The sequence below is a fragment of the Ekhidna sp. genome (assembly GCF_040220215.1).
Taxonomy (GTDB): domain Bacteria; phylum Bacteroidota; class Bacteroidia; order Cytophagales; family Cyclobacteriaceae; genus Ekhidna.
This window is the reverse complement of sequence record NZ_JAVJTR010000011.1, coordinates 456,970-471,517: the sequence shown is the minus strand read 5'-3', so window position 1 is coordinate 471,517 and position 14,548 is coordinate 456,970. Positions and strand designations below refer to the sequence as shown.

The 14,548-nt window shown below is 39.6% G+C and carries 13 protein-coding genes; 4 read left to right on the top strand and 9 right to left on the bottom strand.

What is annotated here, in order from left to right:
- Window positions 1-109 precede the first annotated feature (109 nt).
- Window positions 110-2,608 carry a M14 metallopeptidase family protein gene (locus RIC88_RS06540; protein WP_350216710.1) on the top strand — a complete coding sequence of 833 codons (2,499 nt, stop codon included), beginning with the start codon at window positions 110-112 and terminating at the stop codon, window positions 2,606-2,608.
- A 45-nt stretch (window positions 2,609-2,653) separates the two neighbouring features.
- Here the strand turns inward: RIC88_RS06540 and RIC88_RS06535 are convergent, their stop codons facing one another.
- From RIC88_RS06535 to RIC88_RS06525, 3 genes are all read right to left on the bottom strand, one after another.
- Window positions 2,654-2,815 (bottom strand): type II toxin-antitoxin system antitoxin, encoded by a 162-nt coding sequence (locus RIC88_RS06535; RefSeq protein WP_350216709.1) that lies wholly within the window; start codon window positions 2,813-2,815, stop codon window positions 2,654-2,656.
- The gene (locus RIC88_RS06530; RefSeq protein WP_350216708.1) at window positions 2,808-3,314 is read right to left on the bottom strand and encodes a hypothetical protein; all 507 of its coding nucleotides are present in this window, start codon (window positions 3,312-3,314) and stop codon (window positions 2,808-2,810) included. The genes RIC88_RS06535 and RIC88_RS06530 overlap by 8 nt, the downstream gene beginning before the upstream one ends.
- A 169-nt stretch (window positions 3,315-3,483) precedes the next feature.
- Window positions 3,484-4,341 (bottom strand): SPFH domain-containing protein, encoded by an 858-nt coding sequence (locus tag RIC88_RS06525; protein WP_350216707.1) that lies wholly within the window; start codon window positions 4,339-4,341, stop codon window positions 3,484-3,486.
- A 196-nt stretch (window positions 4,342-4,537) separates the two neighbouring features.
- Between RIC88_RS06525 and RIC88_RS06520 the strand changes: the two genes are divergently transcribed.
- Entirely contained in the window at window positions 4,538-5,023 is a 486-nt protein-coding gene (locus RIC88_RS06520) for a hypothetical protein (protein WP_350216706.1), read from the top strand.
- Window positions 5,024-5,079: 56 nt separating this feature from the next.
- Here RIC88_RS06520 and RIC88_RS06515 read toward each other — a convergent pair whose 3' ends face one another.
- From RIC88_RS06515 to RIC88_RS06505, 3 genes are read right to left on the bottom strand one after another with little or no spacing between them, the layout of a single operon-like run.
- Window positions 5,080-6,225 (bottom strand): hypothetical protein, encoded by a 1,146-nt coding sequence (locus RIC88_RS06515; protein ID WP_350216705.1) that lies wholly within the window; start codon window positions 6,223-6,225, stop codon window positions 5,080-5,082.
- Window positions 6,226-6,234: 9 nt separating this feature from the next.
- Window positions 6,235-6,933 (bottom strand): hypothetical protein, encoded by a 699-nt coding sequence (locus tag RIC88_RS06510; RefSeq protein WP_350216704.1) that lies wholly within the window; start codon window positions 6,931-6,933, stop codon window positions 6,235-6,237.
- Window positions 6,914-7,501 carry an RNA polymerase sigma factor gene (locus RIC88_RS06505; protein WP_350216703.1) on the bottom strand — a complete coding sequence of 196 codons (588 nt, stop codon included), beginning with the start codon at window positions 7,499-7,501 and terminating at the stop codon, window positions 6,914-6,916. The genes RIC88_RS06510 and RIC88_RS06505 overlap by 20 nt, the downstream gene beginning before the upstream one ends.
- Window positions 7,502-8,112: 611 nt before the next feature.
- Between RIC88_RS06505 and RIC88_RS06500 the strand changes: the two genes are divergently transcribed.
- Both RIC88_RS06500 and RIC88_RS06495 read left to right on the top strand, forming a co-directional pair.
- Window positions 8,113-8,574 carry a helix-turn-helix domain-containing protein gene (locus tag RIC88_RS06500; protein WP_350216702.1) on the top strand — a complete coding sequence of 154 codons (462 nt, stop codon included), beginning with the start codon at window positions 8,113-8,115 and terminating at the stop codon, window positions 8,572-8,574.
- A 142-nt stretch (window positions 8,575-8,716) separates the two neighbouring features.
- On the top strand, window positions 8,717-9,493 hold the full coding sequence (locus RIC88_RS06495; RefSeq protein WP_350216701.1) for a helix-turn-helix domain-containing protein: 777 nt from the start codon (window positions 8,717-8,719) through the stop codon (window positions 9,491-9,493).
- Between the two features lie 9 nt (window positions 9,494-9,502).
- On the opposite strand, the gene RIC88_RS06490 is transcribed toward RIC88_RS06495, so the two are convergent.
- From RIC88_RS06490 to RIC88_RS06480, 3 genes are all read right to left on the bottom strand, one after another.
- The gene (locus tag RIC88_RS06490; RefSeq protein ID WP_350216700.1) at window positions 9,503-12,640 is read right to left on the bottom strand and encodes a T9SS type A sorting domain-containing protein; all 3,138 of its coding nucleotides are present in this window, start codon (window positions 12,638-12,640) and stop codon (window positions 9,503-9,505) included.
- A complete protein-coding gene (locus RIC88_RS06485) occupies window positions 12,627-12,995 on the bottom strand; it encodes a hypothetical protein (protein ID WP_350216699.1) in 369 nt (122 codons plus the stop codon). The genes RIC88_RS06490 and RIC88_RS06485 overlap by 14 nt, the downstream gene beginning before the upstream one ends.
- Window positions 12,996-13,064: 69 nt before the next feature.
- On the bottom strand, window positions 13,065-14,543 hold the full coding sequence (locus RIC88_RS06480) for a RagB/SusD family nutrient uptake outer membrane protein (RefSeq protein WP_350216698.1): 1,479 nt from the start codon (window positions 14,541-14,543) through the stop codon (window positions 13,065-13,067).
- Between the last annotated feature and the right edge of the window lie 5 nt (window positions 14,544-14,548).

Genomic DNA, 14,548 nt, shown 5'->3' with positions numbered 1-14,548 from the left:
ACCCAAAGATAATCTTTTGGTAATGCTGAATGAAATGAACCGTCCAACACTTATCTGTTTGCATGATAGGTTTATCGATTTATCTTGGTGGCAAAAAAAACCGACACAGATGAAGAAGCTTTTTAGTATCCTAGCCATTTTTCCCATATTACTTGTAGCTCAGATTCAAAGTCCTAAAGATTTTTTAGGATACGAGTTGGGTGAGAAATTCACAAGACACCATCAGGTAGTAGACTACTACAATCATTTATCTGGCAATTCAGAAGCTGTAGTCTTGCAACAATATGGAAAAACCTACGAAGATCGGCCACTAATTCTGGCATTTATTTCTTCAAAAGAAAACCTGGAGAATCTGGAAAATATACGGCGGGATAATCTAAAAAGAGCAGGAATTATTGAAGGAATACCCGGTACTAACATTCCAATTGTATGGCTTAGCTACAATGTGCATGGGAATGAATCTTCATCTACAGAAGCGTCCATGGCTACCATTTATGAACTGATACGTGAAGGATCTGATAAAAGTGAATGGTTGGAAAAGGCTATTGTCGTGATCGATCCATGTATCAATCCTGATGGAAGAGACAGATATGTGAATTTTTATTGGCAATACGGTAGCCAACCATATAATCCTGACCCAAATGCAATAGAGCATAATGAAGTATGGCCGGGAGGAAGACCTAATCACTATTTATTTGATTTGAATAGAGACTGGGCATGGCAAACACAAATTGAGTCAAAAAGTAGAATCAAGGTATACAATCAATGGCTACCACAAATCCATGTAGATTTTCATGAGCAGGGAATCAACTCTCCGTATTACTTTGCTCCGGCTGCCCAACCATATCATGAATTGATCACCGGGTTTCAGCGTGATTTCCAAAAGGAAATTGGCCGAAATCATGCAAAGTATTTTGACGAAAACAACTGGTTTTATTTTACCAAACAATTTTTCGATCTGTTGTACCCAAGTTATGGGGATACCTACCCAACTTACAATGGTGCCATTGGGATGACTTATGAGCAGGCCGGACATGGAAGAGCCGGATTGGGAATTATAAAGCAGGAAGGGGATACGCTTACGCTAAAGGATCGAATTGCTCATCACTACACAACAGGACTTTCCACCATAGAAATTGCAGTTAATAATTCTGACAGACTTCTAAGGCAATTTGGTAGCTTCTTTGGAGATAATGCTAGCTTAAAGTACAAAACCTTTGTGCTAAAATATGATGGAAATGAGGACAAGTTCAATGCGATAAAGGCTTGGCTTGATGATCAGGGGATTGAATATGGAAACGCGAATGCCAAGCTCAAGGGCTATGATTATCAATCCGGACGAATGACAGATTTTACTATCTCTTCAACCGACCTGGTTGTAAGCACAAACCAACCAAAAGCGACATTGGCACATATACTTTTTGAACCTAAGACCAAGCTGGTTGATTCGGTGACCTATGACATCACCGCCTGGGGAGTACCTTATGCTTATGGTATTCAAGCCTATGCATCTGAGCAAAACATCGCGGTTTCAAAGTCTGTCCAAAGTGACTTCAAAGCTGTAGTCGCGCCAGAAAAGGCGTACGCATTTATCTGTAAGTGGAATAGTATGGATGATGCGCGATTTTTAGCCGGGCTATTGAAAAACGATGTAAAGGTCCGTTTCACACAAAAGCCAATGGATTACAAGGGAGAGTCCTTTGATCGAGGGAGTTTGATAATAGCCAAACGAGACAATAAGAACATGCCTGATTTTGAATCAAAGATTACGCAATTAGCCAATGAAAACGAACGTACTTTGTCTGTCATTCAAACAGGTTTTATGGATGGCGGCCCTGATATCGGATCTTCAGATGTAAGGTATTTGAAGAAGCCAAAGATTGCTTTATTGGGACATGAAGGAACTTCCTCGCTAGCATTCGGTGCGACTTGGCATTTTATGGAGCAGGAACTACAGTACCCTGTGACTATCCTGGGGACTGATTATTTCAATCGAATAGACTTATCAGAATATGATGTTTTACTCATGCAGAGCGGATGGTACAGTAGTTTAGAAGAGCGAGAAATGAAAAAAATGATGGAATGGGTAGCTGCCGGAGGAAAACTGATAGCTGTTGAAGATGCGTTGAATAAACTAAAAGACTCTGATTATTCCTCACTATCCGCCTATGTAGATGAGGACGAAAAGAAAAAGGCAGAGGAGAATGAAAAGAAACGTGAGGAGGCCGCAAGACTGGTTTCCTATGAAGATCAGGAAAGGGAATTCATTAAAGGATTTGCGCCGGGCGCTATTTACAAAGTGAAAATGGATAATACACATCCACTGGCTTTTGGCTATGGGGACACTTATTACACATTGAAAACCGGATCTAATAAAGTGGCTTACCTGGATGGAAACAACGTGGGAATAGTGACAGATAAGGACGACCTGATGAGTGGATTTACAGGTCAGTATGCCAAAGAAGATATGGCAGGTTCACTGGTTTTTGGAGTGGAGGAAAAGGGCAGAGGTCAAATCGTTCACATTGTAGATAATCCACTATTCCGTTCTTTTTGGCAAAATGGGAAGCTGCTGTTGGTTAATGCAATGTTTTTTGTTGGGCAATGAGATAGATGGAAGCTAGAAGTAGGTTCAAACTTCTAGCTTCCATCTTCAATCCTCCGACTTTTTCAATCTCCCGTTTTCTTTCAAAGCCTTATGAATAATCCACTCGATTTGTCCATTGGTAGAGCGAAATTCATCTGCTGCCCATTTTTCAACGGCCTTCATAGTGTCTTCATTTAGTCGAAGTGCAAATGGTTTTTTCTTAGCCATTTATTTCCCAGTTTTCTTTCAATCGCCTCACTGCCTGTTTCATCGCATCTGGTTTTTGAGTGCCTATTAATAGTCTTTTGCCGTCCTTTTTGATGAGCTGTACACCTACATTTCCAGCTACACTCATCGCCCTTCCTGATCGGAAACGAAAGCGATAGCCATACCCCCCATATTCCCAAATTGGCCGGTACTTTCTAACATGGATTTCGTCGACATCATCCTTCGTTACTTTTTTCTCATTGTTGACAAAAGGAGGGTAGCGATAATAAAGCGAATGCTGATCGATGGTGACATATAATTTAGCAAAGTAGAGAAATAGGATAATTCCGGCGATAACAACAATGGCAAGTACCAGACCGCTGATACCCTCATTATCTACCCCTTGTGTCAAACTTATTGCTATACCTGCGATTGTCAATAACGCAATCCCAATCACCAGATACCACATCCAGGTACCAACAAAACTTTGCTCTTCTTTAAAAATGATCTTTCCTTTCATATCGAGTTAAGTTCACCTGTCTCTATCTAGCATAACAATTATTGTACGATGATCAGAAGTAAAACCATGCACCCTCCAACCTTGACTGATTGTTTCTTGTAGCCTTTTCTCGAATTTCTCTAGACTCTCAAACGTTTTTTGTTTTAGAAATTTATGATTGTTCATTGGCTTAATGATTAAGTGTTCCTGAGTTAACAACAGGTGCTACATCTTTATCAGCGCAAAGCACCACCATAAGGTTGCTGACCATTGCGGCCCTTTTATCCTCATCCAGGTCTATCACCTCTTTTTCTTTTAGTTGATCGAGCGCCATTTCTACCATGCTAACGGCCCCTTCTACTATTTTGTGCCTGGCTGCAACAATCGCTGTAGCCTGTTGCCTTCTAAGCATAGCACTAGCTATTTCCTGTGCATAAGCCAGGTAGCCAATTCTGGCTTCCAGAATCTCAATGCCTGCTATCGCCAATCTTTCGTCCAGTTCCTTTTCCAGATCTTCGTTTACTTCTTTGATGCCCGAACGAAGGGTTACGTCGGCTTGCTCATCATCAAAATTGTCATAGGGATAAGAACCTGCCAGCTTCCTTACCGCTGCATCTGTTTGTACCCGCACAAAATTTTCATAATCATCCACTTCAAAAGCTGCCGCAAATGTATCCTTCACCCGCCACACCAGAATCACTGAAATCATAATTGGATTACCTATGCTATCGTTTACTTTGATTCGCTCACTATCAAAGTTTCTGGCTCTGAGGCTGATTCTTTTTTTAGCATAAAAAGGATTTACCCAATAAAAGCCGTTTTTGCGAACTGTTCCTATATACTCCCCAAAAAGTACCAGGACCCTGGAGCCATTTGGGTTCACATAGAAAAATCCGGGGATCATTACAACCCATGGAATCAATAGTAAAAGCCAAATGGGGTTCTTGGTTGTGCCAATAAGCGCAATAAAACCACCTAATAGAATGATATTAATAAATAAACCAAGGTAGCCTGAAGTGGGAGTAAGTGTTTTTTCATTTGATTTCATAGTAGTTTGTTTTAAAGTTTTTGAATGAATTCGATCATCCCTTGCATCAATTTTACTCAATGGTAAATTGGGGTTATTATAGGTGGCAAGCGAGTGTTATTAATCTTTTCATCAAATGATATTAAAATGATATCATAGTAATATACGATAAATATTTTAAAATGGTTATCATCAAATAATTTCATTCATTTGCTGGATGAAGAATAAAGACTTCAACTGGAAGGATTATCATCATCAGATTTACCAGATATATCACGGGATGATTGCGTTGACCTTGGTACCGTTTGCTTTGCTTTTTTTAGAGTGGGACTCCAGCTTAGAAAAAGTGGAGGTTGACTACTCAAGTGTGCTTTTCATACTTGCTGCACAGCTTTTTTGGGTCATTGGATTTGCTTGCTGGTATGTGTGGAAAGGAGAGAGGGTTCTGTATGTGTTCGAAGAAGAGATGAGCTTGCACGAGAAGCTCAAAGAGTTTAAAAGAAAGAATATCTATAAGTATCTTATTTTAGCTGCTGCCGGGTTTATCGCAGCTTTTGCGATGTGGGTGCAGCCTTCATTCTTGTTTGTCATTGCTTATTTTGCTGTTCTGGTTCAATATTCTTTTTTGCGGCCCTCAGAAGATAAACTCGTTCGGGATATGCGTTTGTCTAAAGAAGAGCGAAACGAATTGCATAGCAAATAAAAAAAGCACCACTTTTTTAAATGGTGCTTTAAGATGATTCTTAATGGAGACCTGGATTATAGAGTGATTCCGAATGTGATTGCATTAAGTGCGGCACTATTTCCATCAGCATTAAGCGGGCCTCTATTTGAAGAGAATACTTCATTTAAATCATATGCAGCAAAGAGTTCCACACCTTTCCACCCCACTTGCGCTCTTAGTCCATACCGAAAGTTTTCAAGGAAGAAATTATCACTTTCCTTGTCTTTTTCTTTACCACCATCATCCTTGTACTTGAACTTGGTATGACTTCCAATTCGGTATCCTGCATACCCACCTACACCAAATCGAAACCCTTTTCTTGAATACTTTTTGATTTTCACTGCCCCGGATTCGATACTCGTAATCTTTCTTCTTCCTCTGGAGAAATCGAACATAGGTACTACCGATGCATTGATGTAAGAAGCGGTGAGTTTACTTTTTTGACCTTTTACTTCAGGAGGAGTAGGGTTGAACTCAATTCTTTCGGATCCTTCCTGGATTATATAATCCGCATCCTCCAGCTTCCAGTTATACCAGTTGATACCAAGTCCCCATTCTAGGAAAACAGGGCCACCTACCCATGTTCTGTTCACACTGTTGAGCCCCACATACCATGATCCAAAAGGTTTGATTGAATATGGAGCATTATTTGCATCAGGGAATTCACCACCTTCTATCCAATTGTTTAATCCAATATCTATATTGAAGTGATGGGTGGTTCTGTCATATCTTTCAGTTTCATATGTGACTTTTTTGCGATCTTCCCAGTCATCCTCATCCCAGTCGTCAATTTTATCAGGGTCTACGTCTACCTCAACACCACCTAGTTTAATGCGCACTTCGTCATCATTAATTTTCCAATCTTTCATTTCAACTTCACCATCGTCATTCACATAAGCTTTGCCGTCCTTGATCTCCATGTACTCAACACTGTCGGTTAGCTGAGCATTTAAGTCTTTGACCATTTGATTGATATCATAGTTTTCAAGAGAGGCAAGGTCCTCGCGGCTCTTGGTAACTATTACAATTTTGCTGTTATTGTTCAGCTCAATAATTACCGTATCCTGCTTCGGGTCACCATGGTCTGTGTTCGACAGAGCTGTGACTGGCAATAGGAGTACTGCTATCACGACAGTGAATATTGACTTGATGCGTGTATATGTTTTCTGTTTCGTTTCCATGTCCTTTTTTTATAATGAGTTTCTGTCCTTTTTACTTTTCAATCCACCATTCAGTAGATTGTCTTTTGCGGTTTTGATGTCCGCCAACATATCTCCCGGGTCTATTTTTTCCGCAAAGGCAATGAATTTCTTCAGCGCAGTTGTGGAATCAGCTTTTTGAATATTTTCATTGTTATCATTTGAGTTGGTAGAGGAAGCGATGTAAGTAATTCTGACTGCCCTGAACTCCGGTTTCTTCACTTCTTCTATTACCTCTTTGAAAATCTCATGCGCTACCACTTCTTCAGTAGCTACCATGGTTTTTGGCTCCAACCCTATTACTGGTAACTCTTCTTCTGTCTCTTTCTTAGTTTCCTCTTGTTTGTTCAAAGCAAACTGTGTTTTTGCAGGTGTTCTTTTCTGTACCTTCTGAGGTTTATCATATGACTCCTCATTCTCCTCTATAACAGGAACCACAAATTCAGCAGTGGCTGGCTGTATTGGATGATTCACCTCAGATGCAATTGGATTAAATTCCTGACTGTTAGTTTCCGGCCATGCAATCCATGAGATTAGCACAAGGGATATAGATGCCGCTACCCAATAAATTGCAGCAGTCTTTTTAGGTCGAATTTGTTTTTCTACCTGAGACCATGAACTACTAGAAGGTGTAACCTCCAGTTGGTTCATTTTTTCCCTAAATAGCCGATCAATGTTTTGTTGATCCATTGGTAATATTGTTTTCTAGTTCTTTTTCAATTTCTACCAGCTTGGTTTGCAACCATTTTCTGGCCCTGCTCAGCTGGGATTTCGAAGTATTTTCACTGATATCCAGTTGCTCCGCTATCTCAGCATGACTATATCCCTCTATTGCGTAAAGGTTAAAGACTGTCCTGTACCCTACAGGTAGTTCCCCGATCATTTTTAAAAGATCTTCCTGGTTGAGCGAGTCTTCCATCACACTTAAATCGGGGTGGTTAGTTGCCGTCTCGATATCCGTTTCCAGGGACATATTCCTGTTTTTCCGGATATACATCAGGCAATCATTCACTATGATGCGTCTAACCCATCCCTCAAAGCTTCCTTCACTTTTAAACTGATCCATTTTTTCAAATACTTTCACAATGCCTCCGATCATTATATGCTCTGCTTCTTCTCGGTCTTTAATGTATCTGAGGCATACTCCTAACATTTTAGGAGCCAGTCGGTCATACAAACCTCGCTGTGCTGAAGCCCTGCCTTTCCGGCAGCCATCAAGCAATTCTTCTTCAGTTAGTGACTTATTAATTCGCAGCATTGGTTTGACCTTCATGGGGTAGATGCAGCTAGTTAGCCATTGGTTGCGTGGGGTGAAATTATTTAAACAAAAAAAGTCGGCAAAAGCCGACTTCTTGAATATTTCTAATTTTCTTAAGTTTTAATCATTATCGTGATGGACATGGTGATGGTGAAATCTATTCTGCCGTTTCAGAAGAAATCGCCAAAGACTGGTCCACATATCATCAAATGCATAATGAATAATGTTCTTAAAATTGAGCCAATTGTCTCTTTTCTTTTCCATGACTGACTTGTGCTGATTGTTTACCAAATGTACATTTTTTAACGAAAAAAATGTGTTTATGGTTATCAAGATTGAGATAACCCTAGAATTTTCAAATTGAAATCTTGGAATAATTCTAAACTGAAATATAACCGTGTATAAAAAATACGAAAGGGATAATAAAAAAAGAGGGGTCAGATAACAACCTGATACCCCTCTGTTAAGTATGAAGAGGAATACAAGAATAATGTAGACCCCAAATGGATAATTGTAAAAATGGCTGAAACCAGCTAACTGTAAAAAAGAAGATTTTTCTCACCAATGAGGGTGTTTAGCTTTAAGACTTGTTTTAAAAGGAGAAATTCAAAGTGAACTGGATAATGATTGCCATAGGTCTTACCTTACTGGGGATTGCTTTAATTTGGTATACTAAGTATAGGCCAAAGACAGCAGTTGTTGATAGAGATGAGTTGGATGAGGAACAGCTAAGGGAGGTCTACAATAAGACGATCACCTTAATAAATGAGGAGAAATATTTTTTAAACAAAAGTCTGAAACTTTCTGACCTAGCTAATGAGCTTTCCTGCAATGAAAGATTAGTATCACGGGCAATCAATAAGCATAGCAGTGGGAACTTCAACAAGTTTATAAACTCTTTTCGCATAGAATATTCAAAAGACCTTCTCATAGGTGGCAAATTTGATCACTACACCATAGAGGCAATTGCTGATGAGTGTGGCTTCTCCAACAAAGTATCCTTTTATAATGCGTTCAAAAGTGATACAGGCATGTCCCCAACGGAATTCAGGGCAGTAAAACAAGCCAATTAGCAAATACCCTACTTTATTTTTCCGAAGATGTAAAAAAGCACGATCCTTTATATAAAGAATCGCGATTATTTACATATGTACCTGAAAATCAATAGGTAACGCTGGTCCTAAATACGTTTTGGTTGAAACAAATATCACCAAGATGTACACTCAAAATATAGGACTAAAAGAAAAATTGGCTATCGTCGAGGATATAATCCTCATAGATAGCGATGGAAAGTACGGTAATCACGTACTAGTACCCGATAACAATGCAGAAATCATCATTCCAATAAGCGATGAGGTGTGTTTTCAATGCATTGGTAGCATGCGGTCGTTACGACTTTTAAAGGAGCAATCTTATTTTATGATGCCTCGGAGAAGAGGAGCGGAAATTCCATTGATGCCTAAAACTCAGTGTTTGGTTATTAAGGTTAATCCAATTTACGCACGAAAGATTTCCAATAGCAAAAAGGAGATTTCTAATGGTGTTTTTGAACTGGGATTCACCGTCAGGCAGCAAAAGAGATTATTGGGCTTCAGTTCAATAATTGACAGGTATGAAGCAAGTGATTTATTAGAATCAATGTTGGAAGGCGTGGATGATCTTTACGAGTATAATAGCACCATTTTAGATTCCATTGAGCATATAAAGGATACTCATGGAACTGTTTCTGTGAAGGAGATTTACTCTGAACTTAATGTGAGCAAATCGAAACTTGAACAGCACTTCAATAAGGAAATTGGATTAACGCCAAAGGAATTTTGCAAGATTGAAAAGATCAATCATTTCATTTCAATTTATCAGTCAAATGACCTGGTCAGCCTTACTGAATTGACCTATCAATGTGGGTATTATGATCAGTCGCACTTGATTAAAGACTTTAAGTATTTCTTGGACACAAGTCCGTCGAAATACTTTAAGTCTTTAAATTGTTAAGTAGCTCAGCTACTTAACAATTATTTTCCGACTTGCTCTTGAACCACTTTTAGATTCAAAATGGAATATATAAATACCTGGAATTAAATGGCTTACGTCTAACTTCATCGAGTCTGAATGGACTTTTATCTTTTTAATCTCCATCCCATTTATAGAGTGGATAGAGCAAGACTTCACGTCATCGCTGATATTGGTTATTTGGATTTGCCCATTAGTTACTAGATTTGGATAAATATTCAATGAACGATCAGTTTCTGAGCTTGATAGAATTTGTTCGTATGGGTATTCTAAATCCAGATTGACTGTCCATATACCACGGCCAAAAGATGCAACAACCAATTCCCCTTCAAAAACTTTCATGTCGAATATCAACACCTTTGGTAGGTTGGATTCGAGCGGGTTCCATGAACTTCCACCATCCAGTGTTTCATAGATTCCCAGTTCAGTTCCTACCCAAATTTTGTCATTATCAGGAAAGACAATTAATGAGAAAGTAGCTACATCTGGAAACCCATTGGAGCTTACGTTGTTTGTTCCAAACCCGCTGAGATCTTCCCATGTCTTCCCCAGGTCAGTTGTCTTTAAGATTTTAGGGCTTTCATATTGTGAAAAAAGCAAGAATGCAGCCATCGGATTTGTAGGATGCGGCACTATAGAGGTAATGTTGCCAAGAGGCATCTCATATTTGCTGACTGGCTTGAATGTGTCACCTCTATCAGTAGAAACAAAAATATTTCTATTCTCATCCATTGCTCCACCGGCCCATACAATCTTTGAATCAATATCTGATACTTCAACGTCTAAAAAACCACCCCATGAATTATTGTTTGAAGTGTTTATTGTGCTCAACTCCCAGGAATCTCCAAAATTCGGACTCTTCCAAATACCGGATGAGCTTACCGCAAAAACGGTGTTAGGGGACAAGTAGGAATTTGAAAGCCTTGTAATAAATGGCGCTTGGGCGTTGCTAAAACCGCTATCATCTAAGCCATTGGTTGCTAGCTGGTATGAATCCCCTCCATCTGTGGACTTGTGAATAACATTTCTTTGATAAGAAATCAAAATGTTGTTTTCATTTCTCCTATGCCATAGCACTTCAAATCCATCTGCCAACTGAGTGGGGTGTTGCTCTTTATAGGATGTTGTTTTACCGGGATTGGCTACAGCCGACATTAAAACATCATTGTCCTGGGTACCGCCTAAATAATGACTCTCCTTAGGCATTTTAACAGCGGAATAAAACTGCGTTGTATTAAGCCCTGTTTCATGTTCCATGAAGGTAGCTCCTGCGTTAGTGGAGCTTGCTACACCTCCATCATTGACGCTTAAAAGCTTAAAACTGTTTTCTGAAGTAATGATAGTAGTTAAATAGTGATGATCCGGATGCACAATACCAGTTAATTGATTAATAACTGATTCGTTAAAAACAAGAGGTCCGAATTTGATCTTTAACGTTGATTCGGGAAGGTTCTCCGGATTCCATGTAATTCCTGGAGTTAAAGTAGGCCAGAAAAAGAGATACTGACTAATTTCCTGACCTCCATTCACGGCTATTTCCTCACTGGGAGAGGAGTCATAGGTCAGTGAGTGGATGTACAAATATTCTCTATTATCAGCCAAATCTTCATCATCAGGATCTCTTTCGTTGAGATTGAAAGCGCTGTTTCTCTCCTGATCTCGGAACGATACCATTAACTGCCTGTTTGATTCAATATCCCAAACTTCAAAAGGAACCTCTACATAGTCGATGTAAGAGTAGTTATTGGCAGGAACACCTGCATTTCCACCTACAGGGACTTGAAATCGGTGCGCAAGTTGAGATTTCCCAGGGCCAAATCGTATCTCAAGTGAAGGAGTATTACTCACGTTTTTAATAGCAAGTCTGTTTTGAAAGTGTGTTCCGTTATTGAAATTGATAAATGATAGGAAGTCACTTGTGCCATTCTCCTCTGTTCCGAGATACGTGGGATTTCCCTCCACAATGTTTTCCCCAACACTTGCTTTGTAAAGCGATACACCACCCCAGAAAACTTCATTTGGATTGAATGGATTCACTGTAATGCAATTATCGTATTCACCTTGAAGCAAATAATCCAGATCGCCAGGTTGATTGGGGTCTGAAACTAATGTCCATGTGAAACCATCATTTTCAGAACGATAGAGTCCGGACCCGGTTCGATTCACATAGCCTACTGAGGCATACATTATGTTCGGGCTAGTAGGTGATATTGCAAGCTCTGTTCTTCCTGCCACACCTCCTGAAGAGTTGACAATATCATCTAAATTGGAATAAGAAAATGTTTCGCCTCCATCTGTAGATACAGCGACTCCTCGGAATAAAACGGATGCATAAATTGTATCAAATGAATGAGGATGTGGAATAACCTGAAGAATTCTGGAGTCAGGTTCCCATATTTTTTCCCATGAAACTCCTCCATCAAGCGAGCGCATTAGGCTAGATGCTAGCGAACCATCAACTCCATTGGAAGTAGCAGCTAATACATCATTTTCATTAAAAGGATTTACTATCACTCGATTTGAATTGACAAAATCGTCGGATTGTGTTATTGATGTAGATTCAAGTAGAGTCCATGTATTTCCTCCATCTGTGCTCTTAAATATTCCATATCCATCAGCTAGTCCGCCTCCAAGTGCGCCCTCTCCAGAACCTGCATATAATACAGCTGGATTTGATTCTGATTGAGCAATGGTCACGACAGAAAGATTAGGAAGGCCGGTAGAAACCTCTGTCCACGAATTTCCAGCATCAGTCGTTTTCCATATTCCTCCTGAAGCAGAACCTGCAATCCATGTTGAGTTGCTGTCATCATTCTTATCAACTATGATCGAACGCATCCTTCCCCCAACATTTGCCGGCCCTCGTTCAATCCATTCGATTTCTTCATTTGTTGATCTAGCTTGCGAATGTGATAAATAATATTGCAGTACTTTTTCATTTGGATTGATACTTATTTCTTCATTTCCAGTCTTAGTTCTAATCATTCTGAAGAGATAGTTTGCTACATCAATATCTGATTCAGTCTGATCAATAGTAGGTTCAAGGTTTATCTCCAGTTTGGATATAATTGTAATTGATAACAGGACTCCTATAGTCACAAGAGCTATTACTGATTTATTCTTTTTCACGATTTTCTTGATTTAATGGAATGAGTTTACCAGTCTTGATGTCAATGAGATAACTCATCTTGTTTTGATTTACCCTTGGATTTGCTGGTAAAAGTGTCACTTTTACCATGCTGTCATTTTCCCACTTCGCAGATCCAATGGCGCCAGTATTTCTTCTATAAATTTCTTCTTTATTTTTATTAAAAATGGTCACAACCAAGTTGTTGTTGCCATCCACGTTAGAACATAAATAATGATCTCCGGCAAAATTTTTCAGGCAGTCTGATTGGATGGTTTCAGTTCTTTTTGTTGGAGCACAGCCTGCTAATATTAATAACAAACTGCCCTTCAGTAGATGTTGTAAATTTCTTTTCATTTGTTTCATAAAGAGCAAAAGCTATCAAAACGATAGCTTTTGCTTCAAAATATATAAGTATATGAGTAACTATTGTTCCGCTAAATCAAATTGCTTAAGATCATTTTTAGCATTTTGATCAGTAGCCGGAATTTGGTCATTGGCTAGAATCTCTGCCTCAGGGATTTGCCATTTAGATGCTGTTCCATTAGCTGTGTAGCTAAGAAGCGCAAATGCAGCATGATTATTTCCCGAATATGTTCTATCCATTGGCTTGTTCAGCCTCTTCAAGTCATTATAAGAAACACCTTCACCCCACAATTCAATTCTTCTCTGAAGGTAAATCTCTTCTCGAAGGGTGTTCCCTGTGTTTGTTGACAATGTATATCCGGGATCTCTGAAGCTAACCAATTCAAATAAAACGTTGGCAGCTGTTGCATCACCAAGCATAGCTCTGGCTTCTGCCTCTATCAAATACATTTCAGATGCTCTCATATATACATAATCGCCTTCAAAAAAGGTATCATCTATAAACTTGATGTTAGCATACGCAGGAAGACCGTTTCCGGTAGGATCACCGGTCACTGGGTCTACAAATGCATTTCTTCTGGTATCTGTAGCAGGTATAGCATCATAAAGACTTCTGTCAATCCCTTTGTAGACACCTAGAGCCCCAGTATAACCCGGAGTGGTATTTCCAAAGTGAGAGAAGAATGAAGCAAATACGGTGGAAGATTCTGCGTCTATATCAGCACCCCACATTACTTCAGTATTCGCAAGACTTGAGAACCCGTCATAAGCAGCTAAACTATATCCAGTTCTAGCAGCCAGAGCCGCATCTCTTGCACCTCCCCAATTCTCCATATCCAGGTATGCACGTGCCAAGAAGCCATTTGCAACGCTTAAATCAACTTCTTGTTTTGAAGTTCTGGTAAAACCATTTAAATACCCTACAGCAGCAGTAAGATCAGATACAATTTGATCATATGCGTCCTGTACGGTAGCCCTTGGCTTACCAAGAAAATCCTGACCGTCTGGCAGAGGTATACCTAAAGCTGACGGATCTTGGCTGTAAGGAGAGCTATACATTTGAACAAGTCTCAATAACATCATTCCTTTTAGGGCATGAGCCTGACCAAGAATATGAAGACTTTCTTCAGAGGCCGCCGTTGGATCTGTTGCGTTTATCAAAAGATTGCATTGCGCAATTTGACTGTAATAGGTAGTCCATGTTAGCAGAGTTCTTGAAGAAGTCTGGAGCCGACCTGTCAAATTGTGGTAAAATCCATACCAATGTAAAAAGGGCATGGTAATATCATGGGCCATCATGTCGGATCCAATCTTTGCAGACATGTGTCCATAATCAGTGTGTCCGGTTGTGCCACCTATACCAAAAGTTCTCAGTGAAGCGTAAATGCCATTCACCAGACCTTGTGCAGCGGCAGGACTTGAAGCCACCTGATCATCACTAACTATCTCAGCTGGTGTTGTTTCCAGGAAGTCTTCTTTACATCCGGAAATCAAAACCAAAGCCATTGTTAATAAAATACTTGACTTTAAATTTTTCATGTTTT

Bases quoted from the DNA above. Each gene is read 5' to 3' on its own strand.
- RIC88_RS06540 (WP_350216710.1), top strand. From the start codon at position 110: ATGAAGAAGCTTTTTAGTATCCTAGCCATTTTTCCCATATTACTTGTA.
- RIC88_RS06505 (WP_350216703.1), bottom strand. From the start codon at position 7,501: ATGCTGCGAATTAATAAGTCACTAACTGAAGAAGAATTGCTTGATGGC.
- RIC88_RS06485 (WP_350216699.1), bottom strand. From the start codon at position 12,995: ATGAAAAGAAATTTACAACATCTACTGAAGGGCAGTTTGTTATTAATA.
- RIC88_RS06480 (WP_350216698.1), bottom strand. From the start codon at position 14,543: ATGAAAAATTTAAAGTCAAGTATTTTATTAACAATGGCTTTGGTTTTG.
- RIC88_RS06535 (WP_350216709.1), bottom strand. From the start codon at position 2,815: ATGGCTAAGAAAAAACCATTTGCACTTCGACTAAATGAAGACACTATG.
- RIC88_RS06510 (WP_350216704.1), bottom strand. From the start codon at position 6,933: ATGGATCAACAAAACATTGATCGGCTATTTAGGGAAAAAATGAACCAA.
- RIC88_RS06525 (WP_350216707.1), bottom strand. From the start codon at position 4,341: ATGAAATCAAATGAAAAAACACTTACTCCCACTTCAGGCTACCTTGGT.
- RIC88_RS06520 (WP_350216706.1), top strand. From the start codon at position 4,538: ATGAAGAATAAAGACTTCAACTGGAAGGATTATCATCATCAGATTTAC.
- RIC88_RS06530 (WP_350216708.1), bottom strand. From the start codon at position 3,314: ATGAAAGGAAAGATCATTTTTAAAGAAGAGCAAAGTTTTGTTGGTACC.
- RIC88_RS06515 (WP_350216705.1), bottom strand. From the start codon at position 6,225: ATGGAAACGAAACAGAAAACATATACACGCATCAAGTCAATATTCACT.
- RIC88_RS06495 (WP_350216701.1), top strand. From the start codon at position 8,717: ATGTACACTCAAAATATAGGACTAAAAGAAAAATTGGCTATCGTCGAG.